The 25,267-nt window shown below is 63.9% G+C and carries 24 protein-coding genes and 3 tRNA genes; 16 read left to right on the top strand and 11 right to left on the bottom strand.

The window, feature by feature from the left end; translation table 11 throughout:
* Nucleotides 1-6: 6 nt before the first annotated feature.
* Nucleotides 7-1,206, bottom strand: a complete 1,200-nt coding sequence (locus tag G7044_RS01900) for a phosphoglycerate kinase (RefSeq protein ID WP_166325139.1) — start codon at nt 1,204-1,206, stop codon at nt 7-9.
* Nucleotides 1,207-1,358: 152 nt separating this feature from the next.
* On the opposite strand from G7044_RS01900, the gene G7044_RS01905 reads away from it, so the two are divergent.
* The 3 genes from G7044_RS01905 (at nt 1,359) to G7044_RS01915 (ending at nt 3,579) form a co-directional block, all read left to right on the top strand.
* Nucleotides 1,359-1,868, top strand: coding sequence for a peptidylprolyl isomerase (locus tag G7044_RS01905; protein WP_166325142.1), 510 nt, complete (start codon nt 1,359-1,361; stop codon nt 1,866-1,868).
* Nucleotides 1,858-2,451, top strand: a complete 594-nt coding sequence (locus G7044_RS01910; RefSeq protein WP_166325145.1) for a peptidylprolyl isomerase — start codon at nt 1,858-1,860, stop codon at nt 2,449-2,451. The genes G7044_RS01905 and G7044_RS01910 overlap by 11 nt, the downstream gene beginning before the upstream one ends.
* Nucleotides 2,452-2,916: 465 nt before the next feature.
* The gene (locus G7044_RS01915) at nt 2,917-3,579 is read left to right on the top strand and encodes an outer membrane protein (protein WP_166325148.1); all 663 of its coding nucleotides are present in this window, start codon (nt 2,917-2,919) and stop codon (nt 3,577-3,579) included.
* Nucleotides 3,580-3,822: 243 nt separating this feature from the next.
* On the opposite strand, the gene G7044_RS01920 is transcribed toward G7044_RS01915, so the two are convergent.
* Complete coding sequence (locus G7044_RS01920) at nt 3,823-4,968, bottom strand: 2-methylaconitate cis-trans isomerase PrpF family protein (protein ID WP_166325151.1); 1,146 nt, start codon at nt 4,966-4,968, stop codon at nt 3,823-3,825.
* Nucleotides 4,969-5,081: 113 nt separating this feature from the next.
* On the opposite strand from G7044_RS01920, the gene G7044_RS01925 reads away from it, so the two are divergent.
* Nucleotides 5,082-5,543 (top strand): YaiI/YqxD family protein, encoded by a 462-nt coding sequence (locus tag G7044_RS01925; protein WP_166325154.1) that lies wholly within the window; start codon nt 5,082-5,084, stop codon nt 5,541-5,543.
* A gap of 126 nt (nt 5,544-5,669) precedes the next feature.
* Here the strand turns inward: G7044_RS01925 and G7044_RS01930 are convergent, their stop codons facing one another.
* Both G7044_RS01930 and tyrS read right to left on the bottom strand, forming a co-directional pair.
* Nucleotides 5,670-6,551, bottom strand: coding sequence for a hypothetical protein (locus G7044_RS01930; protein WP_166325157.1), 882 nt, complete (start codon nt 6,549-6,551; stop codon nt 5,670-5,672).
* Between the two features lie 182 nt (nt 6,552-6,733).
* Nucleotides 6,734-7,972: a tyrosine--tRNA ligase gene (tyrS, locus tag G7044_RS01935; protein WP_166325160.1), complete on the bottom strand. Its 1,239-nt coding sequence runs from the start codon at nt 7,970-7,972 to the stop codon at nt 6,734-6,736.
* 38 nt (nt 7,973-8,010) lie between these two features.
* Here tyrS and G7044_RS01940 point away from each other — a divergent pair, with 38 nt between their 5' ends.
* The 4 genes from G7044_RS01940 (at nt 8,011) to G7044_RS01955 (ending at nt 10,655) form a co-directional block, all read left to right on the top strand.
* Nucleotides 8,011-9,135, top strand: a complete 1,125-nt coding sequence (locus G7044_RS01940) for an anhydro-N-acetylmuramic acid kinase (RefSeq protein ID WP_235931106.1) — start codon at nt 8,011-8,013, stop codon at nt 9,133-9,135.
* 177 nt (nt 9,136-9,312) lie between these two features.
* Nucleotides 9,313-9,389 (top strand) — tRNA-Asp (locus G7044_RS01945).
* A gap of 24 nt (nt 9,390-9,413) precedes the next feature.
* A tRNA-Asp gene (locus G7044_RS01950) sits at nt 9,414-9,490 on the top strand.
* 235 nt (nt 9,491-9,725) lie between these two features.
* A complete protein-coding gene (locus tag G7044_RS01955; RefSeq protein ID WP_166325163.1) occupies nt 9,726-10,655 on the top strand; it encodes a class I fructose-bisphosphate aldolase in 930 nt (309 codons plus the stop codon).
* 97 nt (nt 10,656-10,752) lie between these two features.
* Here the strand turns inward: G7044_RS01955 and G7044_RS01960 are convergent, their stop codons facing one another.
* Nucleotides 10,753-11,154, bottom strand: coding sequence for a methyltransferase family protein (locus tag G7044_RS01960; protein ID WP_166325166.1), 402 nt, complete (start codon nt 11,152-11,154; stop codon nt 10,753-10,755).
* 258 nt (nt 11,155-11,412) lie between these two features.
* Between G7044_RS01960 and G7044_RS01965 the strand changes: the two genes are divergently transcribed.
* From G7044_RS01965 to G7044_RS01975, 3 genes are read left to right on the top strand one after another with little or no spacing between them, the layout of a single operon-like run.
* Nucleotides 11,413-12,672 (top strand): aspartate kinase, encoded by a 1,260-nt coding sequence (locus G7044_RS01965; protein ID WP_166325169.1) that lies wholly within the window; start codon nt 11,413-11,415, stop codon nt 12,670-12,672.
* 32 nt (nt 12,673-12,704) lie between these two features.
* Nucleotides 12,705-14,948 (top strand): phosphoenolpyruvate--protein phosphotransferase, encoded by a 2,244-nt coding sequence (gene ptsP / locus G7044_RS01970; protein WP_166325172.1) that lies wholly within the window; start codon nt 12,705-12,707, stop codon nt 14,946-14,948.
* A 39-nt stretch (nt 14,949-14,987) separates the two neighbouring features.
* Nucleotides 14,988-15,686 carry a fumarylacetoacetate hydrolase family protein gene (locus G7044_RS01975; protein ID WP_166325175.1) on the top strand — a complete coding sequence of 233 codons (699 nt, stop codon included), beginning with the start codon at nt 14,988-14,990 and terminating at the stop codon, nt 15,684-15,686.
* Nucleotides 15,687-15,705: 19 nt separating this feature from the next.
* Here the strand turns inward: G7044_RS01975 and G7044_RS01980 are convergent, their stop codons facing one another.
* The 3 genes from G7044_RS01980 to G7044_RS01990 form a co-directional block, all read right to left on the bottom strand.
* Nucleotides 15,706-16,107, bottom strand: a complete 402-nt coding sequence (locus G7044_RS01980) for a DUF1178 family protein (protein WP_166325178.1) — start codon at nt 16,105-16,107, stop codon at nt 15,706-15,708.
* A gap of 13 nt (nt 16,108-16,120) precedes the next feature.
* Nucleotides 16,121-17,380, bottom strand: a complete 1,260-nt coding sequence (locus G7044_RS01985; RefSeq protein ID WP_166325181.1) for a 3-deoxy-D-manno-octulosonic acid transferase — start codon at nt 17,378-17,380, stop codon at nt 16,121-16,123.
* A gap of 34 nt (nt 17,381-17,414) precedes the next feature.
* Nucleotides 17,415-17,488 (bottom strand) — tRNA-Cys (locus G7044_RS01990).
* 130 nt (nt 17,489-17,618) lie between these two features.
* Here G7044_RS01990 and G7044_RS01995 point away from each other — a divergent pair.
* The 3 genes from G7044_RS01995 to G7044_RS02005 are packed head-to-tail and all read left to right on the top strand — an operon-like array spanning nt 17,619 to nt 20,505.
* Complete coding sequence (locus G7044_RS01995) at nt 17,619-18,272, top strand: protein-L-isoaspartate O-methyltransferase family protein (RefSeq protein WP_166325184.1); 654 nt, start codon at nt 17,619-17,621, stop codon at nt 18,270-18,272.
* A gap of 11 nt (nt 18,273-18,283) precedes the next feature.
* On the top strand, nt 18,284-19,657 hold the full coding sequence (locus G7044_RS02000) for a TolC family outer membrane protein (protein ID WP_166325187.1): 1,374 nt from the start codon (nt 18,284-18,286) through the stop codon (nt 19,655-19,657).
* A gap of 29 nt (nt 19,658-19,686) precedes the next feature.
* Nucleotides 19,687-20,505, top strand: a complete 819-nt coding sequence (locus G7044_RS02005) for a hypothetical protein (protein ID WP_166325190.1) — start codon at nt 19,687-19,689, stop codon at nt 20,503-20,505.
* Nucleotides 20,506-20,793: 288 nt separating this feature from the next.
* Here the strand turns inward: G7044_RS02005 and G7044_RS02010 are convergent, their stop codons facing one another.
* The 3 genes from G7044_RS02010 to surE are packed head-to-tail and all read right to left on the bottom strand — an operon-like array spanning nt 20,794 to nt 23,274.
* The gene (locus G7044_RS02010) at nt 20,794-21,762 is read right to left on the bottom strand and encodes a M23 family metallopeptidase (protein WP_166325193.1); all 969 of its coding nucleotides are present in this window, start codon (nt 21,760-21,762) and stop codon (nt 20,794-20,796) included.
* Nucleotides 21,763-21,814: 52 nt separating this feature from the next.
* Nucleotides 21,815-22,486, bottom strand: coding sequence for a protein-L-isoaspartate(D-aspartate) O-methyltransferase (locus tag G7044_RS02015; RefSeq protein ID WP_166325196.1), 672 nt, complete (start codon nt 22,484-22,486; stop codon nt 21,815-21,817).
* Nucleotides 22,483-23,274, bottom strand: a complete 792-nt coding sequence (surE, locus tag G7044_RS02020) for a 5'/3'-nucleotidase SurE (protein ID WP_166325199.1) — start codon at nt 23,272-23,274, stop codon at nt 22,483-22,485. Before surE ends, G7044_RS02015 begins: the two co-directional genes overlap by 4 nt.
* Before the next feature lie 145 nt (nt 23,275-23,419).
* Between surE and G7044_RS02025 the strand changes: the two genes are divergently transcribed.
* Both G7044_RS02025 and G7044_RS02030 read left to right on the top strand, forming a co-directional pair.
* Nucleotides 23,420-24,331, top strand: coding sequence for a sulfite exporter TauE/SafE family protein (locus tag G7044_RS02025; RefSeq protein WP_166325202.1), 912 nt, complete (start codon nt 23,420-23,422; stop codon nt 24,329-24,331).
* Between the two features lie 125 nt (nt 24,332-24,456).
* Nucleotides 24,457-25,227, top strand: a complete 771-nt coding sequence (locus G7044_RS02030) for a TIGR02186 family protein (protein ID WP_166327250.1) — start codon at nt 24,457-24,459, stop codon at nt 25,225-25,227.
* Nucleotides 25,228-25,267 lie beyond the last annotated feature (40 nt).

Raw genomic sequence — 25,267 nt, forward strand, 5'->3', positions numbered from 1 at the left:
ATGGGATCAGCGGCGCGCATCCACAAGCGCGGCGACCCCCGGCAGTTCCTTGCCCTCCATCCATTCCAGGAAGGCACCGCCCGCCGTGGAGATGAAGGTGAAATCATCGGCCACGCCCGCCTTGTTCAGCGCCGCGACCGTATCGCCGCCGCCCGCGACCGAGATCAGCCGCCCCTCGCGGGTCAGCCGGGCTGCGGCCTGCGCTGCGGCATTGGTGCCGGCGTCGAATGGCGGGATCTCGAAAGCGCCAAGCGGGCCGTTCCAGATCAGCGTGCGGCAATTCTCGAACACGCCGGTGATGGCATCAACGGTGGCGGGGCCCGCATCGAGGATCATCACGTCGGGGGCGCATTCCTCGTCCGGCAGGATCTCGAAATCGGCATTGGCCTTGAATTCGCGCGCCACGACCAGGTCGACGGGCAGGTGGATCTGGCAGCCGGCCTTTTCGGCCTTGTCGAGGATTTCCAGCGCCGTGTCGGTCATGTCGCGTTCCGCCAGCGATTTGCCGATCTCGGCCCCCTTGGCCAGCAGGAAGGTATTGGCCATGCCGCCGCCGATCACCAGATGGTCGACTTTTTCGACCAGATTGCCCAGCAATTCCAGCTTGGTCGAAACCTTGGCCCCGCCCACGACCGCCACGACCGGGCGCTGCGGATCGCCGAGTGCGGCGTTCAAAGCGTCCAGTTCGGCCTCCATCAGCTTGCCTGCGGCGGCGGGCAGCAGCCGCGCGATGCCCTCGGTCGAGGCATGGGCGCGGTGCGCCGCCGAAAAGGCGTCGTTCACATAGGCGCTGCCCAGGGCGGCAAGCGAGGCCGCGAAGGTCGGGTCGTTCTGTTCCTCGCCCTCATAGAAACGGGTGTTTTCCAGCAGGATGATATCATCAGTGCCCATCGCCGCGACCGCGCGCTTGGCCGGACCGCCGACGGCTTCCTCGACATAGGTGACCTTCTGGCCAAGTGCGGATTCCAGCGCGGGGACGATCTGTTGCAGCGACATCGATTCGACACGCTGCCCTTTGGGGCGGTCGAAATGGGCCAGCAACACCGGCTTGCCGCCTGCTTCCTGAATGGCTTTCACGGTCGGCACGATCTTGTCGATGCGGGTGGTGTCGGTGACGACGCCGTTATCCATCGGCACGTTCAGGTCGACGCGGGTCAGTACAACTTTTCCGTCGATATCCAGATCTTCAATGCGGTTGAATTTCATGGCGGCCTCTGCAAATTTGCTTTGCTGGGTTTGTGGGGCATCCTCACGGCATCGTCAATGCGCGTGACGGGGGCGGCGTGACGGGTTCGTGCGTTGCAGGACGTGGCAGGACGGTTTAGCTGTAGCTGCGACCGACAACAGAGGAGGCCCTCATGGCCGAGATCAAGGATCCCGAAAACACAATCATCATCCAGCTGAAGGACGGCCCGGTCACCATCGAGCTGTTGCCCGATGTCGCCCCCAAGCATGCCGAACGGATGAAGGAACTGGCCCGCGCCGGTGCCTATGACAACGTGGCCTTCCACCGCGTGATCGACGGCTTCATGGCCCAAACCGGCGATGTCGAGCATGGCGATATGGAAAACGATTATAACGCGCGCCGTTGCGGCACGGGTGGCTCGGAGCTGCCGGATCTGCCGGCCGAGTTTTCCAAGCTGCCGCATGACCGTGGCACGCTGGGTGCCGCGCGTTCGCAGAACCCGAACAGCGCCAACAGCCAGTTTTTCATCAACTTCAAGGACAACCATTTCCTGAACGGCCAGTACACCGTTTACGGTCGCGTCATCGAAGGGATGGAACATGTCGACAAGATCGTGAAGGGCGAGCCGCCGGCAAACCCCGACCGCATGATCTCGGTCAAGGTGGCAGCCGATGTTGCGTAATCTGCTGATCCCCGCACTGGTCCTGACCGCAGGTTCCGCCGCAGCCGAGGGCCTGCCGGGCGTCACCGATGGCCCCGGCCCGAACCTGCTGATCGAGGTGGCGGACGCGTCCGGGGCCTCGAAGGGCACGATCACGCTGGACCTGTATGCCGACAAGGCGCCGAACCATGTGGCTCGGCTGGTCGAGTTGGCGAAATCCGGCGCCTATGACGGTGTCGTGTTCCACCGCGTGATTGACGGCTTCATGGCCCAGACGGGCGACGTCCAGCACGGCAAGCAGGGCGGAGACACCGCGATGGCCGGCATGGGCGGGTCGGAACTGCCTGATCTGGCGGCGGAATTCAGCGACGTGTCTTTCCAGCAGGGCACCGTCGGCATGGCCCGTTCGCAGGATCCCAACAGCGCCAACAGCCAGTTCTTCATTGACCTGGCGCCTGCGCCGTTCCTTGACGGCCAATATACCGTCGTCGGACAGTTGGTTGACGGCTGGGACGTGCTGAACGCAGTCAAGAAAGGCGATGCCGCCGCCAATGGCTCGGTCGAGACGCCGGATTACATGCTGAAAGTGACCGTGGCGGAATAAGCGCCGGTTCACCCATTTGCAGGCCCCGCAGCGATGCGGGGCCTTTTTTTGTGGACGACAGTCGAGTGTGACGGCCGATGCAGCGCGAGCGCAAGCGGCACTCAAATGGCGGGAAGGAACTTGCATAGGCGGAGCTCGTCGCGGAGGTTCTCGCGGGTGCAAGATGTAAGTTTAACTTCCGCCGGCTCGGAGCGGACAGTCGATTTGGACTTTACCGCCGTGTCAGTGTTTCCGGCAGTTAGCTCATCCCCACCAGTCTTGGAGTTTGCTGCTCAAGCATAGACTGTGCTCAGTTCTGGCCGCAGATTCGACTGTTACGGCTCGCCGGCACCATGAAACTTGACCACTGCGCAAAGTGGGTGCACCGTGGAAAGGTCGGCATCCTACTTGGGGAATGTCGACTTATACAACGTCACAGGTGGGATAGCCTTCCGGGCCAAGGCTGTGGACAGGGAACAGTTAGTCATGAAACAGGCAAGATCGGCTGCAGTCGTAGCGATCGCGGCACTGGCGGGGGGCGCGGGGATCGCGTCCGCTCAGACGCTTTCGCTGGGAGATATCTACGTCAAAGGTTTTGGAGGCGCGACCTGGCCGTCGAACTTTGACACCACGCTCAAAGAGGACGGCGAGCAGATCGCCAGCCCCAGTTTCGACTATGACACCGGGTATACGCTGGGCGTTGCGGTCGGTGCGGCCATCACACCGAATTTCTCGATGGAGATCGAGTATTCCCACCGCAGCGCCGACGTTGAGATCACGGACGGTGACGATGATGACGAAAGCGTCATTGCGAACGGCGACACCTCTGCCAATGCCTTGATGGTCAACGCGATCTACATGTTCGACGGCATGGGCGCGACCGGTGCGATGCGGCCCTATCTGGGCGGCGGCATCGGCGGAGCCAAAGTGGAGACGAGCATTCCCGATCAGGATTACGAATCCGATACGTTGCTTGCCTATCAAGTGTTCGGCGGCGTCGGCTACGATCTGAACCCCAATGTGAACCTCTACGCAGAGGGACGTTGGTTCCAGACCGAGTCGGGCCGGTTCGACGGTCCGGGCGGGGATAATTACGACGATAAGTTTGAGACCTTCGACCTGCTTGTCGGCATGCGCTACTCGTTCTGAGCATCTGCATCTGAACTGGTCTATTGCGACGTTGCTGTATGGGGCTGACAACCGACGAAGGTGGCCTTCTCCCACGGATCTTCAGGCACGTATGATCGCCGCGCGGCGGAGTTGGGGCCTTGCCGGTACTGTCACCGGCTTACATAGGCCTTTCTTGTTCTTGCATGTCAGGATGCAGGACCATCCAGCGCCGTTTTCCGTCCGCGGCGGTCGATGATGGTCCAGCCCTTTCTTCTGGCCGGGTCACGGTTGGACAGGGATGCAGACATTGCCTTCGAACAGGCGGCGGGCGGATCGCAGGACCGATGCATGAAGGATATGGATCTGGCCGTCGTGATCCTCGGTTGCGGCATCGACGCTGATCGTGCCAGAGGGGTGGGCGATGCGGATGCTGCCTTGGGTCGCTGTGGCGAGGCGTGCCGCAACGCTGCCCGGCACCCGGATCGCGGCAGCAAGGCAAAGCGCGCCGGTCAACGGAATGGCCCTGTGGGGTTGGCCCGTCGACAGGGTGCGGGCGGTGATGTCGGCATCGCCTTCGGCTAGTTGCTGCCCGGACAGCTTCGCGGCCGGTTGCGATCGGGCCAGCATGGCGATTTTCGGAATGCTGATAAGCCGGCCCGCGGCCGCTTCGTCGGGGGCGAGACCCATCATGACCGCGCCACGGCGGCGGATCGCCTCTAGTCGTGCCATCAGGGCCGGGTCGGCGCCGATCTCATCGGGCATTTCCACCCCGGTCAGGCCAAGGCTTTCGGCGGCGATGAACACCATCGGGTTGGCGGCGTCGACCAGACTGACCTCGACCGGGCCGAGGTCCGGCACGTCGATCAGGTCCACCGCCCTGCCGGTTGGCAATAACGCGCCGGTCTTCGCGCCTCCCGGTGTCAGAAACTCCAACCGGATCGGCGCGGATGTGCCGGCAACGCCGTCCAGCGTGAAATCGCCTTGGGTCAGCGGAAAGCCGTCCCGAACCGGAAAACGCGCGGTAATCAGTTTGCCCGTATTGGTATTGTGGATGCGCACGACCGCCTCGCCATCCGCCGGGGTAGGGACCAGCCCTTCCTCGACCGCGAAGGGACCGATGGCCGAGGACATGTTGCCGCAATTGCCGCCGTAATCGACAATCCCCGCGTCTATCCCGACCTGCCCAAAGGTGAAATCGACATCGGCCTGCGGATGCGTCGACGGGCCGACAATGCAGATCTTCGACAGCGAGGAAATGCCGCCCCCCATCCCGTCCAGCTGGCGGATGTTCGGATCGGGCGAGCCCATTGCGGCCAGCAGAACCGCATCTCGCGCAGGTCCCGCAGGCGGCAGCTCGGCCTCGTGAAAGACCAACCCTTTCGACGTCCCGCCCCGCATGAACACCGCCCTGATCCGTTGCTGCGCCATGATACCCCCCTGTTTCAGGCGATCATTGAAAGATCGGGCGCGTCCTGTCCAGACGGGCGGTTAACTTCGCCAGGCCTTGGCACTATGTTGCGCGGGCACAGGAAGGGCCGCCCATGACCACGCTTTACATTGACGCCGATGCCTGCCCCGTAAAGGCCGAGGCCGAACGGGTGGCAACCCGGCTGCGCATCCCGATGGTGCTGGTCTGCAATGGCGGGCTGCGGCCCTCGCCGAACCCGTTCGTGTCTCTGGTGATCGTCAGTGAAGGCCCGGACGAGGCCGACAAATGGATCGCCGATCAATGCGGGCCGGGCGATGTTGTCGTGACCGCCGACATCCCACTGGCCGACCGCTGCCTGAAGGCTGGCGCGCAGGTGGTCGAACCGAATGGCGAGGTGCTGAGCCTCGCCAATATCGGCCCGCGTCTGGCGACCCGTGACCTGATGCAGGACATTCGCTCTGCCAATCCGTTCCAGCAGGGCAGCGGCAAGGGTTTTGCGAAGGCCGACCGGGCGCGGTTCCTGCAATCGCTGGACCGGGTGATGGTGGCGGCGATGCGGGTGAGGAAGGGGTAGCTTTGCGTCTTCGGTTGGCGGTGGGTCCTTTTGCTTTATCGAATTCAGAATGAATTACCGCTCTGAGACAAGAGTGACTTATGCTGCACGAAAGATGAATGACGGCTTTCAGGAAGAGATCAGACTTCAGTCCTCTGTAATACAGCCCCACTGCGGAGTGTCTGAATTGCACAGCTCTGGGTCTGTCTCATTCAAACCGCCACCTCCACCAACAGAAATTCGACTCCCTAGAACATCATAAAGGTGGTTGGCAGGTCCGCCTTGCCAAAGATTGTTTCCAATCTGCCAAACAGCAAAACCTTCGCTAACCTCTTTACCGCCAACTGGGTCAAGGGCAGTCAACTGGCAGAAAGTCGCTATGTCCGAAACTGGCTGAAGCGATATCAAGCCGTCTTTACCGATGATGTGATAGACAGGTATTTTAGACGCCCTACTAGCTCCAAACCATGTGTGCCTAAGCCTCGAACCGGATGAGAAACGCCTTTCAATACCGCTCACTCTTTCGTCTTCCGGCGGCAGGAAAACAGCGGTATTTTCGAGCCAGCTACCCTCCAAGACCTGAGGTATAGCAAAGGTCACAATTTCGCTTCCACCAAGCTCTGCAACCGTTATCGGTCTGTCTAATTGACCTTCAACAGTTGTGAACCAAATTCGAAACGGCTCCTCATAGTCGACAATCTCTTCGTCAATTCTGTTGGCCGCGACGCACTTTAATATTGGGTCGATTATCAACCGCCGTTCACCCAGGTTTGAAACATCGAATGTTATGCTACGTTCCGAAACTGACCTAAGATGTGCGCTAAATTTGGGCGGTGGTGGAAGCCATGCCGACTTGACTTGCGGAGAAATCGAAAAAACGAAAGCCAGAAACGCTAGGAGAAATCCGAGAAGAGGTGTCCATATCTTGATATGCCGACGCCAATCTTGGTGGGACCCGCACTCAACGCAGAGCTTCGCGCCCGTCTCAATTTCTTTTTGGCATTCGATGCACTTCTTCAACTCTGCCATAATCGAATTGCTTCACTGTAGAACTAAAGCTTTTACCCTTGCTGAAAGTGCCACGTGTCGCCTCGAACAACAAGAGAAGCGGACATTTGATGCTGGGGTTCGAACGTCCGCTCCGTCCGCAAAGCTGCCAAGGGGTGGCGCGTAGACAAAACAAGAAAGGCCGGGTTTGCCCGGCCCTTCCTCTAGCCAACGCGCACCATCCGGTGCTTCTTCTTGCCGACCGACACCTTCAGCCCGTCACCGATCATCCCGGCATCGACCTGAACCTGCGGATCGCTGACCGGATCGTTGTTCAGGCGCAAGCCGCCCTCGGCGATCAGGCGCTTGGCCTCTTTGCCCGACGCGGTGATGCCGGTCTGGGACAGAAGCTGGATCACCGAGACGGGCAGGGCGTCCGCGCCAATCGTCACGATTTCCAGATCGCCGCCGGCGCCGCCCTGCTCGAACACCTCGCGGGCGGTGGCTTCGGCGGATGCCGCAGCCTCGGCGCCGTGCAGAAGGGTAGTGACCTCGTTGGCAAGGCGGATCTTGCCCTCGTTGATCTCGGACCCCTGCAACGCGCCCAGACGGTCGCATTCATCGACCGGAAGTTCGGTATACAGCTTCAGGAAGCGGCCCACATCGGCGTCGGTCGTGTTGCGCCAGAACTGCCAGAACTCGTAGGGCGACAGCATGTCGCCGTTCAGCCAGATCGCACCGCCTTGCGACTTGCCCATCTTGCGCCCGTCGCTGGTGGTCAGAAGCGGCGTGGTCAGGCCCCAGACCTCCTTGTCCAGCACCCGGCGCGTCAGATCGACGCCGTTGATGATATTGCCCCACTGGTCGCTGCCGCCCATCTGCAGACGGCAGTCGTAACGACGGTACTGCTCCAGGAAGTCATAGGCCTGAAGGATCATGTAGTTGAATTCCAGGAAGGACAGCGACTGCTCGCGGTCCAGCCGCGATTTCACCGATTCAAAGGACAGCATCCGGTTGACGCTGAAATGCCGCCCGATGTCGCGCAGGAAATCGAGATAGTTCAGCCCGTCCAGCCATTCGGCATTGTTCAGCATCATGGCCTTGCCATCGCCGTAATCGAGGTAGCGGGCAAAGACCTGCTGCATCCCGTCGATATTCGACTGGATCTGTTCGGGGCCAAGCAGGGGCCGCTCATCAGAGCGGAAGGACGGATCGCCGACCTTGGTGGTGCCGCCGCCCATCAGGGTGATCGGGCGGTTGCCGGTCTTCTGGAACCAGCGCAGCAGCATGATGTTCAGCAGGTGGCCCACATGCAGCGACGCCGCCGTGGCGTCATAGCCGATATACGCCGTCACCGGCCCGTCAATCAAAGCTTCGTCAAGCGCGGTCAGGTCTGTCGCGTCGGCCAGAAAGCCACGTTCGATGATGATGCGCAGGAAGTCGGATTTTACGGTCGGTGCCATTGCTATTTTCCTTTCGATGCGCCGGATATACTTGGGCCATGACAGAAGGGAAAGCCATGATGGACGGGATGATCCGGGCGCTGGGGATGATGTCGGGCACGTCGCTTGATGGCGTGGACGCGGCGCTGATCGAAACCGACGGGGTCAGGATCGGCGGGTTCGGTCGCGCCGGCTATCGCGGCTATGGCGGGAATGAGGCGGCGGTGCTGCATGACGCGCTTGGCCGCTGGCCCGGCGATCCCGGCGTGGCCGAGGCGGCGGACCTGTCGGTCGCGGCCCATGCGGCACTGGCGGCGGATTTCCCCGAGGCGGAGCTGATCGGCTATCACGGCCAGACCTTGGCCCATGATCCGGGCGGGCGCGGCACCCATCAGGCGGGTTCAGGCGCAGCGCTGGCGCACAGGACCGGCCGCCGCGTGGTCTGGGATTTCCGGACCGAAGACGTGCGACAGGGCGGGCAGGGTGCGCCATTGGCCCCGTTCTTTCATTGGGCCTGCGCCGATTGGGCGGTCCGGGCAGGGCGGATGGAACCCGCGCCCGTGGTCTTTCTGAACCTCGGCGGGGTCGGCAACCTGACCTGGGTGGACCCCTTGGCCGAGGGGCCAGAGCAAGGCTGCCTTGCCTTCGATACCGGGCCGGCCAATGCGCCGATCAATGACATGATGCGTGCGCGGGGATTGGGTGCGCGGGACGAGGGCGGGGCGCTTGCCGCCGCCGGGCAGGCCGATGGCGACATCGTCGCCGAGTTCCTGACTCATCCCTATTTTACCCGCCAGCCGCCGAAATCGCTGGATCGCGACGCTTTCGCGGGGCTCGCTCAGGCGGTGGCGCGTCTGACGCCCGAGGACGCCGCTGCGACGCTGGTGGCGGCGCTTGCGGGTTCGGTCGCGGCGGGGTTCGACTTTTTGCCCAGTCCGCCTGCGCGGCTGCTGGTCTGCGGCGGCGGCCGTCACAATGCCGCCATCATGGCGGCCCTTTCCGCGCATCTGGGTTGCCCGGTCGAACCGGTCGAGGCCGTTGGCCTGGATGGTGACATGCTGGAGGCGCAGGCATTCGGCTGGCTGGCCGTGCGCGTGCTGCGTGGGCTGCCCACATCGGGCCCCATGACCACGGATGCGCCGGGCCCGGTCAGCGGTGGGCGCATCAGCGCGCCGCGCAACTGAGGCCACCGGAATCTTGTCTGAAAGGATTGCGCTCCGTCATGCTCCCAGCATTTGCTGGCCGCGCAAAACTTTCGACCGGCATCGGCGTTTTTTTCCAATTCCCGCCTTGACGTGCCCGGTGGGGCCGCGTAAATCGCCGCTACCCCAGCGGGCGAAGATGCTGGGGTTGGTGAGCATGCGGTTGTAGCTCAGTTGGTTAGAGTACCGGCCTGTCACGCCGGGGGTCGCGGGTTCGAGCCCCGTCAACCGCGCCACCACCATTCGCCCACAGATGATGCGCGGTTGTAGCTCAGTTGGTTAGAGTACCGGCCTGTCACGCCGGGGGTCGCGGGTTCGAGCCCCGTCAACCGCGCCATCATTTGCCTTTCTTCTCAAATCACACACTTCTTCGACGATCTGGTTTTCGCGTTCACGCGCCGTCAGGCGTTCGGGCGCAGGCAGGCTTCCTGCCGCATCGCCCGCCACACAGGCATTTGTTCGGCATGTCACTGCCATCGCAGTCGCTAACATCGAGTTGTTAGCGCAACCTGCCGTTGCCGGGCGGCAATCCTCTGCTAATACGCCCTCAGACACAATTTCTGGGGGACGCCATGAAGGCCACGAATACCGTCAAGAAAATTCTCGCCAATTACGAAGGTGAAAACCCCGGCGTGAAGGGCAACCTGTGCCGCATGCTGATGGAAGGCAAGCTGGGCGGCACCGGCAAGATGATCATCCTGCCCGTCGATCAGGGCTTTGAACATGGCCCCGCACGCAGCTTCGCGCCGAATGCCGCAGGCTATGATCCCCATTACCATTACAAGCTGGCGATCGATGCGGGCCTGAACGCCTATGCCGCACCGCTGGGGATGCTGGAGGCCGGCGCTGATACCTATGCCGGTCAGATCCCGACCATCCTGAAGATGAACTCGGCCAACAGCCTGATGTCGGATACGGCGGGCAAGAATCAGGCGGTGACTGCCTCGGTGCAGGATGCGCTGCGGCTGGGCTGCGCGGCCATCGGCTTCACCATCTATCCGGGCTCGGACATGGCGCTGGATATGTTCGAGGAGATCTCGGAACTGCGCGCCGAGGCGGCCTCGGTCGGGATCCCCTCGGTCGTGTGGTCCTATCCGCGCGGCGAGGCGATCAGCAAGGATGGCGAAACCGCCATCGACATCGCCGCCTATGCCGCCCAGATCGCGGCGCTGCTGGGTGCCCATGTCATCAAGATCAAGCTGTCCACCGACCATCTGGAAAACAAGGATGCCAAGAAGGTCTATCAGGCGCAGAAGATCGACGTCTCGACCCAGGCAAAGCGCGTGCAGCATTGCATGGACGCGGCCTTTGGCGGTCGCCGGATCGTTGTGTTCTCGGGCGGCGCGGCGAAGGGTGCCGATGCGGTCTATGACGACGCCCGCGCCATCCGTGACGGCGGCGGCAACGGCTCGATCATCGGGCGCAACAGCTTCCAGCGGGCGCGCGAGGATGCGCTGGCGATGCTGGGGAAACTGGTCGAGATCTACAAGGGCCGCGACTGATCGCGGATGCGGGGGCGCTGCCCCCGCGCCCCCGGGATATTTGCGCCAGAATGAAAAGGGCCGTCCTTTGGGGCGGCCCTTTTGTTGCGCGCTGCGGCTACCAGCGGCGGGTCTGGGCGATATAGCTTTCGGCTTCTGCACCGAAGGCGGCGCGTAGGGCTGCTTCTTCAGCCAGTATGAAGCGGCGAGTCACAAGAATCGGGAAGAATGCGGCGATCAGCAGGCTGAATGGGCCGCCCCAGATGAAAGCGCCGCCGAAGATGACAAGCGCCATTCCGGCGTAGATCGGGTTGCGATTGATCCGGAACGGTCCTTCGACGATCAGCTGTTCCGGCTGGTCGCCTGGGTAGATCGAGGTGCGCTTGCGGCGAAACCACAGCGCGGCCCAGCCGATAAGCGCAAGCCCGCCAAGGATCAGGATCAGGCCGAGATAGCGCAAGGCGGCATGTTCGAATGGGCCGGGTGGGACCCATCTGCCGATGCAGATTGCAGCGAGCATGATGCCCAATCCCCATACCGGCGGAAGGTCGGGAAATCTGCGTCGGATAGCGCTCATCGATCACTCCATCGCGTGCCGGGCTTGCCGGTCCGCGCGATGCTAGGCCATTTCGTGATTGGACGGAATGGTGGCGGTCAGGTTTCGCCCGGCGCCTTTTTTCTGGTGGGCGAAAGCACGGCCTTGCGCGCATCCCGCCGTGGTCCTAGAAGATGCCCGTTTTCAAGGCCCCGGCTGCCGGGGACGAATAAGGGGGACAGCATGCCCTTGCTGGTGATGAAATTCGGCGGCACCTCCGTCGCCGATCTCGACCGGATCCGCAACGCGGCCGAAAAGGTCAAGCGTGAGGTCGAACGTGGTTATGACGTGATCGTCATCGTCAGCGCCATGTCGGGCAAGACCAATGAGTTGGTCGGCTGGGTCGAACAGACCTCGCCCCTGTTCGATGCGCGTGAATATGACGCCGTGGTGTCGTCGGGCGAGAATGTCACCGCCGGGCTGATGGCGCTGACCCTTCAGGAAATGGAGGTGCCTGCGCGCAGCTGGCAGGGATGGCAGGTGCCGATCAACACCACCGCCCAGCATTCGGCGGCACGGTTTGAAAGCATTCCGCGTGCCAATCTGGACCAGAAATTCGCCGAGGGCTTCAAGGTCGCCGTGGTCGCGGGCTTTCAGGGCATCGCGCCGGATCACCGGATCACCACGCTGGGCCGGGGCGGGTCCGACACCACCGCCGTGGCTTTCGCCGCCGCCTTCGATGCCGAGCGTTGCGATATCTATACCGATGTCGACGGGGTCTATACGACCGATCCGCGCATCACCTCCAAGGCCCGCAAGCTGGACCGCATCGCCTTCGAGGAGATGCTGGAACTGGCGAGCCTTGGGGCGAAAGTCTTGCAAACCCGCTCGGTCGAGCTGGCGATGCGTTATAATGTCCGCCTGCGGGTGCTGTCCTCGTTCGAGGATACCGACGAAACCTCGGGCACCCTGGTCTGTGATGAGGATGAAATCATGGAATCGAAAGTCGTTTCTGGCGTCGCCTTCTCGCGCGATGAAGCCAAAATCACGCTGGTCACGGTCGAGGACCGCCCCGGCATTTCCGCCGCGATCTTCGCGCCCTTGGCGGAAGCCGGTGTCAATGTCGACATGATCGTGCAGAACATTTCGGAAAAGAATTACGAGCATCACAAGGGCTCGGTCACCGACATGACCTTTTCCTGCCCGATCAATCAGGTTGAGCGTGCCAAGAAGGCGATGGAAGATGCCCGCAAGGCCGGTCACATCCAGTATGACGATCTGGTCGTGGATACCGATGTCGCAAAGGTCAGCGTCGTCGGCATCGGGATGCGTTCACACGCTGGGGTTGCGGCGCGCATGTTCCGTGCACTTGCTGATGAAAATATCAACATCAAGGTGATCTCGACGTCCGAGATCAAGATTTCTGTCCTGATCGACCGCAAATACATGGAGTTGGCCGTGCAGGCACTGCATGATGCGTTTGAACTGGAAAAAACCGCGTAATCTCGTCGCGCGGGCGACGATGGCAGGGGGCTATGGCGCTACGCAAGGACAGTGATTCCCGCAGGTTGCTCAGGCGGCTTCGCGACACGCTGGCGGCCCCGGGGGGCAGCCAGGACAGGCTTGACCAGATCACCCATCACATCGCCGATTCGATGGGAACCGAGGTCTGTTCCATCTACCTGTTCCGCGATGTCGATACGCTGGAGCTGTCGGCGACCGAGGGTCTGAAGGCCGCGGCCGTCCATCAGACCCGGCTGCGCCTGGGCGAGGGGCTGGTCGGCCGCGTGGCCCGCACCGGCCGGCATGTGAACACCGCGAATGCCCCGGCCGAGCCCGGCTTTCGTTTTATGCCCGAGACCGGCGAAGAGGTTTATTCCAGCTTTCTGGGCGTGCCGATTCAGCGTGTGGGCGACAAGCTGGGCGTGCTGGTGGTGCAGTCGCGCGAGGCGCGGCAGTTCACCGAGGATGACGTCTACGGGCTGGAAGTGGTGGCAATGGTGCTGGCCGAGATGGCCGAACTTGGTGCCTTTCTGGGCAATGCCGATGACCGGATGCCGCAGGCCCACCGCTTCCCAAGCATGTTTCGCGGAACCGGCGCGCAGGAAGGCGCGGCCGAGGGCAGGGTCTGGCTGCACGAGCCGCGCGTGGTGGTGGCGAACCCTGTTGGCGATGATCCCGTGCGCGAGAAAAAGCGCCTGCTGGAAGGCGTCGAGACCCTGCGCACGCGCGTCAACAAGCTGCTGGCCGATGCCGATATGAGCGACGAGGGCGACCACGCGCAAGTGCTGGAAGCCTATCGCATGTTTGCTCATTCGCGGTCCTGGCTGAAGCGGATGGAAGAGGACATCGACCTTGGCCTGTCGGCCGAGGCGGCGGTGGAAAAAGAACAGTCGCAGGCTCGCGCCCGGCTGGAGATGGCGGCCGATCCTTACCTGCGCGACCGGCTGCATGATCTGGACGATCTGTCGAACCGGCTGCTGCGCATCCTGACCGGGCAGGGCAGCGATACCGGGGCAGAGATGCCGGAAAACCCGATCCTGGTGGCGCGCAATATCGGCCCGGCGGAACTGCTGGATTACGGTCGCAAGCTGAAAGGCGTTGTGCTGGAAGAGGGCAGCGTCGGCAGCCATGCGGCGATTGTCGCCCGTGCGCTGGCGATCCCGCTGATCATCCATGCCAGCCGTATCGGGTCCGAGGCGCTGAACGGCGATGCGATCCTGGTCGATGGTGACATGGGCATCGTCCATCTGCGCCCCGAAGACAGCGTTGCCAAGGCTTTCCGCGACAAGATCGCCATGCACGCCGAGGCGCAGAAGCGCTATGCCGGCCTGCGCGATCTGCCGGCGGTCACCACCTGCGGCACGGCCATCGATCTGCATATGAACGCGGGGCTGATGGCGGATCTGCCCAGCATGGAAAGCTCGGGCGCCGAAGGGGTGGGGTTGTTCCGGACGGAATTGCAGTTCCTGACCCGCACCCGCGTGCCGCGCCGGTCCGAACTGGCGGCTCTGTATACGCGCGTCATGGACGCGGCCCAAGGACGCCCGGTGGTGTTTCGCACCCTGGACATCGGGTCAGACAAGGTTCTGCCCTATATGAAGCCGCAGGATGAGCCGAACCCGGCCATGGGCTGGCGGGCGATCCGTGTCGGTCTGGACAAGCGCGGCGTGCTCAGGATGCAGCTTCAGGCGCTGATCCGCGCTGCCGTCGGTCGGCCGCTGCATGTCATGTTCCCCTTCATTGCCGAACCGAGCGAGTTCGAGGCCGCGCAGAAGATGCTGATGGAGGAAATCGCGCGTGAACAACGGCTTGGCCGGGGCCTTCCGCTGGATATCCGCGTCGGCACCATGCTTGAAACGCCCTCGCTGGCCTTCGCACCGCTAAGCTTCTTCCGCAGCTGCGATTTCGTGTCCATCGGCGGCAACGACCTGAAGCAATTCTTCTTTGCCGCCGATCGTGAAAACGAACTGGTGCGCCGCCGGTACGATACGCTCAGCGAGCCGTTCCTGTCGCTGCTGGATCAGATCGTCGCCCGCTGCAACGAGGCGCAGGTGCCCTTGTCCTTCTGCGGCGAGGATGCCGGCCGTCCGGTCGAGGCGCTGACCTTCGCGGCGCTTGGCATCCGTCGGCTGTCGATGCGGCCGGCCTCGATCGGGCCGGTCAAGCACCTGATCCGCCAGATCAGCCTTGAGGAACTGCGCGAGGTGATCGACGAGGCGCGCGCCAAGCGACAGCCGGTACGCCGTGCGGTGACGGAATTTCTGGCGCAGCTGTAAGGGCCGCGCTAGGCTTCGCCGGTATCACGAGGAGCTGACATGACCGCAAACCTGTTCCCCTCGCCCCCCTGGCCGGCGCTGCCGGTACAGGGCGAGGCCGGCCGCTATCCGATCCACCGCATCTTCTGCGTGGGCAAGAACTATGCCGCCCATGCTGCCGAGATGGGCGGAGAGGTCAATCGCGAACAGCCGATCTTCTTCACCAAATCGGCGCTGGCATTCCTGCCTTCGGGGATGGAAAGCAACTATCCGCCCGGCACCTCGGATTATCATTACGAGGTCGAGCTTTGCGTGATGGTCGGCAAGCCGCTGTTCAAGGCCAGCGAGGCCGAGGCCGCCGGGGCCGTCTTTGGCTATGCCGTGGGGCTGGATATGACGCGGCGCGATTTGCAGAGCTATGCCAAGGATAACCGCCAGCCCTGGGACATGGCCAAGGATGTTGAGGAATCGGCGATCATCGGCCCCGTCACCCCGGCGGCGGACTTCGGGCCGGTCAGCGATCAGCGCATCCGGCTGCGGCTGGATGGCGAGCTGCGGCAGGATTCGACGCTGTCGGACATGGTTTGGTCCATCCCCGAACTGCTGTCGCGGTTGTCGCATCTGTATCACCTTGCCCCCGGCGACGTGTTGCTGACGGGCACGCCTTCGGGCGTGGGGCCGGTGGCGGTCGGCAATCACCTTGTTGGCGATGTCGAGGGGCTGGCCCCGGTCAGCGTCACCTTCACCGATCCTGACTGAGGGGCGTGCAGCGCGCCCGTCAGTTCGTCTGCCGTTTCGGGATGAAGGGCAGGGGGGCGATGGGCACGCCGTCCTCGACCAGGGCGCGCGCCTCATCGGGGCGCGCTTCGCCATAGATGGCGCGGGATTCGCTGCGACCTTCATGCATGGCGCGGGCCTCGTCGGCGAATCGCAGACCGACATAATCCGAGCTGCTCTCGATATGGTCGCGCAGTTTCTCGATGGGCGACTTTTCCGCGTCTTGCGCGGGCGCGATCTTGGCCGATACCGCCGGGGCCATCAGCGCCCTGTCGATCTGCGTGCTGCCGCAGATGGCGCATTGCACCTGCCCCGAATCGCGCTGTGATTCGAAGCTTGCGGATGATGCGAACCAGCCGTCGAAACGGTGGTTCTGTTCGCAAGTCAGGGCATAATGGATCACGATAACAGTCCTTTCAGGATCCTATATCGGTATCCTCGGCGTCTGCCGCAATGTTTTCAGATGCAGTCGGGGCGAATCGCGCGGCCGCGGGCTGACCCGCCGCGCCCAGAATCGCCCTCACCAGCGGGGCCACGTCGCCTGCACGCTTGTGCAGCAGGGCGCGTGCATTGGCGCCCATACGCGCCGCCTCTGCCGGATGAGCCGCCAGCCGCGCCAATGCCGCGCCGGCATCGACGGGCAGCGTTTCCGCCCCGCCGACCGCATGAAGAAGCGCGTAATCCTCGGCGAAATTCGCAACATGCGGCCCGTGCAGGATGGCGCAGCCATGGGCCGCCGGCTCCCATGGGGTGTGCCCGCCTTTGGCCACGAGCGAGCCGCCGGTGATGCAGATCGACGCAGCGTCATACCAGCGCGCCATCTCGCCCATGGTGTCGGCCAGCAGCACCGGTGCGGTTTCGTCAGCGCCTGCGGACCTGCGCGCTGGTGCCAGCCCGTGCTGTGCCATCAGTGCGGCAACGTCATCGGCGCGCGCGGGGTGGCGCGGGGCAAGGATCAGCCGCAACCCGCCCCCCAGCTTGCGTCGCGCGGCCATATAGGCGTCGAGGATCGGGCCGTCCTCGCCTTCATGCGTCGAGGCGGCAAGGATCGTGCGATCGCGGGTTTCAGGCTGTGGGCCGGGGGTGCTGCGCGCCGGCGCCAGCAGCTTCAGCTGCATGGGCGGCAGCAGTGCCTGTGTGGGCAGGCCCAGCCGGGTCAGCCGCTCTTCGCTGCCAAGATCCTGGGCCGACAGCCCGTCGATGCGGCGCAGCATCGGCCCGATCAGCCAGGGCAGCTTGGCCCATCGCCGGGCCGAGCGTTCCGACATCCGTGCCCCGATCACGATTTGTTTTATACCCGCCGCCGCCAGCCTGGCAGAGCGATTGGGCCAAAGCTCGTTTTCCAGCGTCACCGCGACGCGCGGGCGGAATCGGTTCAGAAAACGGTCCAGCGATTGCGGCGTATCCAGCGGCGCCAGCCGCGCCAGCATCCCCCAGCTTTGCGCCTGCGCCCGGCCGGTGGTCGTGTTGGCGGTCAGCACCAGCGGGCAGCGGTCGGCAAGCGCCTCGATCACCGGGCGGGCCGACATCAGTTCGCCCACGCTGGCGCCATGCAGCCATATCGGCGCGTTTTCGTCCGTTGTCGCAGGGTCAAGCACCAGCCTTTCGGCCAGCTCGCCCGTGGCAAAGGGCGGCAAAACTACGCCAGCCAGCCAGGATGCGCCGCGATACAGCAACAGGTTCCATCCGTTTCGGGGCAGGGGCAGGCGTTGGAGGTGGGTACCGGAATCGAACCGGTCTTCACGGATTTGCAATCCGGTGCGTAACCTCTCCGCCAACCCACCGCCGGTCTGAGGTTTGGCTGTGTTAGTCGATGCCGCGGCCCCTTGCAAGCGCCTATCCGGCGCAATCGGTCCGTTGCGCCCCGGCCCTGTTTTATGTCAAGAAAGGACAACGCAGATCGAAGGTTATCCCATGGTCGATTTCTCTCAGGCGCGCACCATGATGGTGGACACGCAGGTCCGCCCCAATGATGTGACCAAATACCCCGTGATCGAGGCGATGCTGACCGTCCCGCGCGAAGTCTTCGTGCCCGACGCCCGTCAGGCCGTGGCCTATGTTGGCGAAAACGTGCCGCTGGCCGACCACCGCTGGATGCTGGAGCCGCGCAGCTTCGCCAAGATGCTGGACGGGCTGAACATCCAACCAACCGAACTGGTCCTGAATGTGGGCGCCGGCCTTGGCTATGACGCCGCGGTGATAGCGCGATTGGCGCAGGCGGTAGTGGCGCTGGAATCCCACGCCGAAATGGCTGCCCAGGCCGAAGCCACATTGGCCGATCAGGGCATCGACAATGTCGCCGTTGTCACGGGCGAGCTGGTCGCCGGCTATCCCGGCCAGGCCCCCTATGACGTCATCCTGATCGCCGGCGGCATCGAGGAGTTGCCGCAGGCGCTCGCCGATCAGCTGGCCGAAGGTGGTCGGGTCGGCGCGATCTTCTCTGAAGGCAACCTCGGTGTGGCCCGGATCGGCTACAAGATCGACGGCGAAATCAACTGGCGCTTTGCGTTCAACGGCTCGGCGCCGGTGTTGCCGGGCTTCAACAGGCGGACGGGGTTCGTCTTCTGAGGAGGCCGGCAATGGTAACGAACAAGAAAAATCCGATCCGCACGGTGCTGAAACGTGCGGCGCTTGCGGTCATTCTGGGCAGCGCGGCCATCCCCGCGGCGGCAGAGACGCTGGGCGATACGCTGGTCGCAGCCTATCGCCATTCGGCGCTGCTGGATCAGAACCGCGCCGTTCTGCGCGCTGCCGATGAAGACGTCGCCACTGCCATGGCGGCGTTGCGGCCGGTCGTGGAATGGGCGCTGCAGCATCAGTTTACCGATTTCAACGGCGCCGAGGCGACGACGACGACGCTGGGTCTGACTGCGTCCATGACGCTTTATGACTTCGGGCGGTCGCAGGCGGCCATCGACATGGCCAAGGAAACGGTGATGTCGACCCGCTATGCGCTGCTTGCGGTCGAGCAGGATATCCTGCTGGGCGCGGTACAGGCCTTCATGGACGTCCGCGCGGCGGCTGAACAGGTCGAGCTGCAACAGAACTCGGTCCGGCTGTTGGGGCAGGAACTGCAGGCAGCCGAAGATCGGTTTGAGGTGGGCGAGATCACCGTGACCGACGTGGCCCAGGCGAATGCACAGCTTGCCGCGTCGCGCGCGGCGCTGTCCGCGGCCGAGGGTGACCTGGAAATCGCCCGCGAAAGCTACCTTGCCGCCACCGGTGCCCGGCCGAGGGGGCTGAATGCCCCGCCGCCGTTGCCCCGCCGCCCTGCTTCGACCGATGCAGCGCGTGCTGCCGCGCAGCGCAACCATCCCTCGATCCTGCAGGCCAGCCGCGAGGTTGCTGCTTCGGAATTGGCGGTGGTGGCCGCTGCTGCGGAACGCAATCCGACCTTTGCTGGGACGGCATCAGCCCAGATTGACAAGAATGAGGACAAGCAATTGGCGGTCGGGGTCGAGCTGTCGCAGCAGATCTATTCCGGCGGTCGGCTGTCCGCACAGCATCGCAAGGCGATGGCGAATCGCGATGCCGCGCGTTCGGCGCTGCTGAACACCTCGCGCGCGGTGAATGAAGCGGTGGGCAATGCCTGGGCCAATATCGACGTCGCCCGCGCCCAGATCGGCGCGATTGACGAGCAGATCTCGGCGGCGCAGCAGGCCTATGACGGCGTCCGCGAAGAGGCGACGTTGGGCGCACGGACCACGCTGGATGTGTTGGATGCCGAGCAATCGCTGCTGGAGGCGCGTGCCGACAAAATTACTGCAGAGGCAAATCTGCAGTTAGCACATTATCAACTATTGGCTGCTATGGGTGTGTTGACAGTGAAAGACCTGCAACTGGGAATACCCACTTATGACCCATCAGCCTACTACAATGCGGTGCGTGACGCCCCCTATACAAGCCGGCAGGGCGAAAGCCTCGACCGGGTCATGCGCGCCCTCAACAGATAAGCTTAACGCCCAACTGATCGGGGGCGGCCATGTCTGAACAGATGGCCGCTCATCCGAACAACACCGTCCCGGGGGCCGTGATCGGCCCTGAAATTGGGGACGTTCTGGCCTCGATCCGTCGTTTGATCGCACAGGAAAATGCGGGGCCGGACTTTGCAAGGCCGGTGCGCCGGCTGGATTCCTCGGGCAAGCCGCGCAGCGCCCTGCCTTTGGGGCCGAAGGCTGAAAAGCTGCGCTCGGTCATCGAACGCGAACTGGGTGCCATCGAACAGGCCGATGATCGTCTGGTCCTGCGGGGGGATGCCCTTTCGATGCAGGGCGGCGATGGGGGGCAGGATTGCACGCCGCTGGATGGCGCATTGCTTGCGACCCATGACGATATCGCCGACATGCAGGACGCCCCTGCCGAGGATCGCGCCACCGAAGTCGCGGCGAGCGAACTCCCCTTTGATGAGCAACGCTATCAGCAGGCGCGCACGGCAGGTCTTGGCCTTGCTGCCGGGCCCTCGGCCCAGATCACCACGATCCCCCCTCATATGGGCGCCACCCCGGCCCCCACGATCAATGCACAGGAGACTGACATGATGCTTGCAGAAAAAGCCGCGTCCGCTGATCTTTACAAGAATGCCATGGCCGATCACAGCGGCACCGGGTTTGATCTGTTCGCCGCCGACATGTCCGAGGATGAAGACCAGATGGCCGGGGGCAATGCACTGCGCAATCTGGTCCGCGACGTAATCCGCCAGGAATTGCAGGGTGAATTGGGTGATCGCATCAGCCGCAACCTGCGCCGCGCCGTCCGTCAGGAGGTTGCTTCCGCAATCGAGGCTGGCCTGAAGATCACCTGAAACTTGCTGCCGCGCGGGATGACGTGCGGAGATATGAGCGAAAATCGCGGCTGCTCCCTCCAGCCGCCGCGTAGAAAGCCGCCTTTCGGGGCGGCTTTCGATGTTCAAGACAGGGCGGACACGGGATGCCGGCGTCATGCCGTAAACCAGCGCTCGGAGGTGGCGGCGCATGCTGAGATGCGCGTCGTCCGGCGAATAGAGCAATATCTGCAACCAGTATGCGGCGCGAACAAAGCGGCGAGCTTCCAGTGCGTGCTGCCTCCCTGAGGTATTGGGCGAGCGACGCGGCTAGAGGTAGTTTTCCGGGTTAACCGCGTCAAAGCCTTTGCGGACTTCGAAATGGATGGCGCCAGAGCCTCCGGCGGTGCCGATCTTCTGACCTGCTTTGACCTGGTCGCCCTTTTGTACCGACAGTTGCGACATGCCAGCATAAACGGTCATCAATTCACCCTCATGCCGGATCACCACGATGGGGACGCCATCGGTGTCACGGGTGATCGCGGCGACGCGGCCGCCGCCGGCGGCCTTCACCTCGGTCCCGGTTGGGGCAGAGATGTCGATGCCGTCGTTTCGGCCCTTGCTGAAGGTCCGGGTGATGGAACCGGCAACCGGCATCTGGAATTTGCCAGAACCCGATGCCGCCGTCCGGGTTGCGCCCAGATCGGGCGTTGTCGGCTTGGCGACCGGCGTGGTCGTCGGGGCGGTTTTCTCGTTCGGCAGGGGCGTGGCCGCCGAAGGGGGCATGGGCGTGGGCGATCCCTGACCGGGCGCAGTAAGCGTGCTGCCGCCAGCCACTTGCCGGGCGGGGATGTTCAAGGTCTGACCGACCTTCAGCACCATGTTGGTGTCCAGATTGTTGGCCGTCGCCAGGTCCTGGATAGAGATCCCGTATCTGCGCGCAACCGACCAGCCGGTCTCGCCAGCAACGACGCGGTGCGTGGTCGCTGGGGTCATGGCGGTCTGCGCCGTCTGGCTGGTGGCAGGACTGCGCCCGCCGGGCACGTCGGGCGTGGCGACACCTTGGCCAGCATAGGGGTCAGTCACCGTCTGGCCGGCGGCTGTCGCGCCGCTGCCGGCAGTCGCGCCCGCACCCGGAATGCCCGGCATGCTGGTCGCCCCCGAAGGTTGCGGCATGCGCGCGCTGATCCCTTTGCCGAGCGTCGCGATGTCCTGCTGGACCACCGGGAAAGCCTGACACCCCGCCAGCATCGCGGTCAGCGACAGCGTCGCCGCAGTTTTGAAGATTGCACTGCTCATTCTTCGCGCCCATTCCTTCCGCCACGAACCGTCCGGCCGGCAAAAGGCGGCCTCAGCTGGGGCCCAAACCTTCGACCAAGGGCACGAAGCGCACCTGGCGCAGCTCGTGGTAATCAAAGCCTGTCTCTGTCCGGTTGACCCGGATCAATGTCTGCACCGCATCGGATTGTCCGACCGGCACCACCATGATACCGCCGATTTTCAGCTGCGCCAAGAGAGGGCCGGGCGGATCCTCGGCTGCAGCGGTGACAATGATGCGATCAAAGGGCGCCTGTTCGGGCAGGCCGTGGCTCCCATCGGTCAGCCGGACGGTGATGTTCGACAGCCGCAGGCGCTGGAACAGCACCTCGGCATCGGCCACCAGCCGGCGGTGGCGTTCCACCGTATAGACGCGGCGGCACAGGCCCGACAGCACGGCGGCCTGATAGCCCGATCCCGTCCCCACCTCCAGCACGGTATCGCGCGGGCCGGGGTTCAGCGCCTGGGTCATCAGCCCCACGACCGAGGGCTGGCTGATCGTCTGACCGCATTGGATCGGCAACGGCGTGTCGTCATAGGCGCGATCCTCGAAATGGCCACGCACGAATTCGCCGCGGTCGATGCACTCCATCGCCGCCAGCACGCGCGGATCGGTCACGCCATGCGACCGCAGCTGGAACAGGAAACGCATCTTGCGCTCTGCCAGGTCCTCGGCGTCTTCGGCGCGGTCGTCTTCGTCGGTCATCCCCGCAACGCCTCCTGCAGGGCGCTCAGCGAGGCGTGGCAGGTCAGATCCGCGCGCATCGGCGTGACCGAGATATAGCCGTCCAGATTCGCCTCGACATCGCTGTCGGGGGTCGCGGGGCGGTCCTGCGGCGCGCCGCGCACCCACAGGAAGCGGCGGCCATTGGGCGCGATGAAGGGCTCGACCCCGAAGCCCGGCCCGACCCGGCGGCCCTGCGGAACAACCCGCAGGCCCTTGACCTCGGCGGCGGGAACGGGCGGGAAGTTCAGGTTATAGAACAGGCGGAAATCCGCGTCCGAGGTCCAGTCGGCCCGGTCGAGCAATTGCCGGATGATGGCCGCGCCATGCTTGCGGGCGGTTTCGAACGGATCGGGCTGATCGCGCAGCGCCTGGCCGAAATATTGCGACAGCGCCACCGCCGGCAGACCCTGCAGCGCGGCTTCCATCGCGCCGCCGACCGTGCCGGAATAAACCGCGTTTTCGCCCGAATTGTTGCCCGCATTCACGCCAGAGATCACCAGATCGGGCGGATTGTCCTTCATCACGTCATAGACGGCGGCCAGAACGCAATCGGCGGGGCTGCCTTCGGCGGCATAGCGGCGTTCGGACAGGCGGGCGACCATGGTCGGATGCGCATAGGAAATGCAATGCGCCACACCCGACTGTTCAAAGGCCGGTGCGACCACCCAGACCTCGCCATCGGGGCCGGCCAGCTCGGCCGCGATCTCCTCGGCGACCTGCAATCCAGGGGCGTTGATGCCGTCGTCATTGGTGATGAGAATCCGCATGCAGTACCTTCGCCCATTTTTTCCTTGCCGGATCCATGATTATCCGGCGCCCGGCAAGGCGGCAACCCGCACATTATTTGCGAATGTGCCTTTGACGAGCGCCCCCCTCATTGGCTAGATGATCCCACCCGAGCAGGCGCGCGCAATGCAGATCTATCTTCCCATCGCCGAGGTTGCGGTGAACGCTTTCACGCTGATCGGCCTGGGCGGTATCGTCGGGCTGATGAGCGGCATGTTCGGCGTGGGCGGCGGCTTTCTGATCACGCCGCTGCTGTTCTTCATCGGCATCCCGCCCGCGATCGCGGTCGCCACCGGGGCCAATCAGGTCGTGGCTTCGTCGGTGTCGGGGGTGCTGGGGCATGTCAAACGGCGCTCGGTCGATTTTCGCATGGGCACGGTGCTGTTGGTCGGCGGCCTGATCGGTTCGGCGCTGGGGGTGCTGGTCTTCAACCTGCTGCAACGGCTGGGCCAGGTCGAGCTGGTGGTGCAGATCAGCTATGTGGTGATGCTGGGCGTCGTCGGTTCGATGATGCTGGTCGAAAGCCTGCGCGCGCTGCGCCGGACCAGGCGAGGCGCGCGCGCCAAGCGCCGCGCCCATGGCTGGATCCACACGCTGCCCTTCAAGGTGAAGTTCCGCACCTCGGGGCTGTATCTCAGCGTCATCCCCCCGCTGATTGTGGGGATGCTGGTGGGGGTGCTGTCTGCGATGATGGGGGTGGGCGGCGGCTTCATTATGGTCCCGGCGATGATCTATCTGCTGGGGATGCCGACCAAGGTGGTGATCGGGACGTCGCTGTTTCAGATCACCTTCGTGACCGCTTTCACCACGCTGATGCACGCGATCAGCTATAACACCGTCGATGTCATGCTTGCGGTGCTGCTGATCGTCGGCGGTGTGACCGGTGCGCAGATCGGTGCCTATCTGGGCGCCCGACTGCGGGCGGAACAGCTGCGTATCCTGCTGGCGCTGGTAGTGCTGGCGGTCTGCGTCAAGCTGGCGATGGATCTGTTCCTGACGCCCGACGACCTGTATTCGCTGACACCGGGGATCGTGTGATGCGCGGGATCATCCTTTGTCTGGGGGTGGCGCTGGGGCAGGCGGCCTGGGCGCAGGACGTGCCGCAGCCGGAAACGCAGCCCGCACCGGCACAGGTCGATGCCACCGACACCGTGCCGCCGATCATGTCCTATCCCTTGCCGTTGACCAATGGCGGCACGTCCGGCGCGTCGGCACCGCAGGCACCCGAACAGGTGGTGGCTGGCATGTCCTCGGATGCGGTATCGATCACCACCAGTTTCGACGGGTCCGAGATCCTGCTTTACGGTGCCGTCAAGCGCGAGACGCCGATCCCCTCCAGCAGCCTCTTGCAGGTGATCGCCACGGTCGAGGGGCCCTCGCGCAGCGTCACCATCCGCCGGAAAGAACGCCGCTTCGGCATCTGGGTGAACACGGAAAGCGTCGTCGTCGGTGCCGCGCCCAGCTTCTATGCCGTCGCCACCACCGCGCCCCTGCGCCTGATCCTCGACCCCGAGGAGGACGCCCGGTTCCGCATTTCCATCCCGACCGCCATGCGCAGCTTTGCCCGGCCGCTTGATGTCGAGGACCCGGTGGAGTTCACCGAGGCGATGATCGACATGCGCATGGCCGAGGGCAGCTATCGGCTGGATGACGGTGCGGTGACGCTGGTTGACGACACGCTGTTTCGTGCCGATTTCCGCCTGCCTGCCAATCTGGTCGAGGGCACCTATAAGACCCGGATTTTCCTGCTGCGCCAGGGCCGGGTCATCGACAGCTATTCCGCGCCGCTGGAGGTGCGTAAGGTCGGGCTGGAACGCTGGCTGTATCGGCTGGCCTTCGATCAGCCGCTGGTCTATGGGCTGATGTCGCTGCTGATCGCGGCGGTGGCGGGCTGGGGCGCATCAGCGGCGTTCCGCGCCTTGCAACGCGAATAGCGCGGCTTGCAGCCGATGGGCGGACAGGGCTAGATCGGGC

Source organism: Paracoccus xiamenensis (assembly GCF_011308835.1).
GTDB classification, from domain to species: domain Bacteria; phylum Pseudomonadota; class Alphaproteobacteria; order Rhodobacterales; family Rhodobacteraceae; genus Paracoccus; species Paracoccus xiamenensis.

Bases quoted from the DNA above. Each gene is read 5' to 3' on its own strand.
- G7044_RS01900 (WP_166325139.1), bottom strand. From the start codon at position 1,206: ATGAAATTCAACCGCATTGAAGATCTGGATATCGACGGAAAAGTTGTA.
- G7044_RS02000 (WP_166325187.1), top strand. From the start codon at position 18,284: ATGGTAACGAACAAGAAAAATCCGATCCGCACGGTGCTGAAACGTGCG.
- G7044_RS01955 (WP_166325163.1), top strand. From the start codon at position 9,726: ATGAAGGCCACGAATACCGTCAAGAAAATTCTCGCCAATTACGAAGGT.
- G7044_RS01930 (WP_166325157.1), bottom strand. From the start codon at position 6,551: ATGGCAGAGTTGAAGAAGTGCATCGAATGCCAAAAAGAAATTGAGACG.
- G7044_RS02030 (WP_166327250.1), top strand. From the start codon at position 24,457: ATGTCCTATCCCTTGCCGTTGACCAATGGCGGCACGTCCGGCGCGTCG.
- tyrS (WP_166325160.1), bottom strand. From the start codon at position 7,972: ATGGCACCGACCGTAAAATCCGACTTCCTGCGCATCATCATCGAACGT.
- G7044_RS01965 (WP_166325169.1), top strand. From the start codon at position 11,413: ATGCCCTTGCTGGTGATGAAATTCGGCGGCACCTCCGTCGCCGATCTC.
- G7044_RS02015 (WP_166325196.1), bottom strand. From the start codon at position 22,486: ATGACCGACGAAGACGACCGCGCCGAAGACGCCGAGGACCTGGCAGAG.
- G7044_RS01940 (WP_235931106.1), top strand. From the start codon at position 8,011: ATGACAGAAGGGAAAGCCATGATGGACGGGATGATCCGGGCGCTGGGG.
- G7044_RS02005 (WP_166325190.1), top strand. From the start codon at position 19,687: ATGTCTGAACAGATGGCCGCTCATCCGAACAACACCGTCCCGGGGGCC.
- G7044_RS01960 (WP_166325166.1), bottom strand. From the start codon at position 11,154: ATGCTCGCTGCAATCTGCATCGGCAGATGGGTCCCACCCGGCCCATTC.
- G7044_RS02025 (WP_166325202.1), top strand. From the start codon at position 23,420: ATGCAGATCTATCTTCCCATCGCCGAGGTTGCGGTGAACGCTTTCACG.
- G7044_RS01925 (WP_166325154.1), top strand. From the start codon at position 5,082: ATGACCACGCTTTACATTGACGCCGATGCCTGCCCCGTAAAGGCCGAG.
- G7044_RS01995 (WP_166325184.1), top strand. From the start codon at position 17,619: ATGGTCGATTTCTCTCAGGCGCGCACCATGATGGTGGACACGCAGGTC.
- ptsP (WP_166325172.1), top strand. From the start codon at position 12,705: ATGGCGCTACGCAAGGACAGTGATTCCCGCAGGTTGCTCAGGCGGCTT.
- G7044_RS01920 (WP_166325151.1), bottom strand. From the start codon at position 4,968: ATGGCGCAGCAACGGATCAGGGCGGTGTTCATGCGGGGCGGGACGTCG.
- surE (WP_166325199.1), bottom strand. From the start codon at position 23,274: ATGCGGATTCTCATCACCAATGACGACGGCATCAACGCCCCTGGATTG.
- G7044_RS01905 (WP_166325142.1), top strand. From the start codon at position 1,359: ATGGCCGAGATCAAGGATCCCGAAAACACAATCATCATCCAGCTGAAG.
- G7044_RS02010 (WP_166325193.1), bottom strand. From the start codon at position 21,762: ATGAGCAGTGCAATCTTCAAAACTGCGGCGACGCTGTCGCTGACCGCG.
- G7044_RS01975 (WP_166325175.1), top strand. From the start codon at position 14,988: ATGACCGCAAACCTGTTCCCCTCGCCCCCCTGGCCGGCGCTGCCGGTA.
- G7044_RS01915 (WP_166325148.1), top strand. From the start codon at position 2,917: ATGAAACAGGCAAGATCGGCTGCAGTCGTAGCGATCGCGGCACTGGCG.
- G7044_RS01910 (WP_166325145.1), top strand. From the start codon at position 1,858: ATGTTGCGTAATCTGCTGATCCCCGCACTGGTCCTGACCGCAGGTTCC.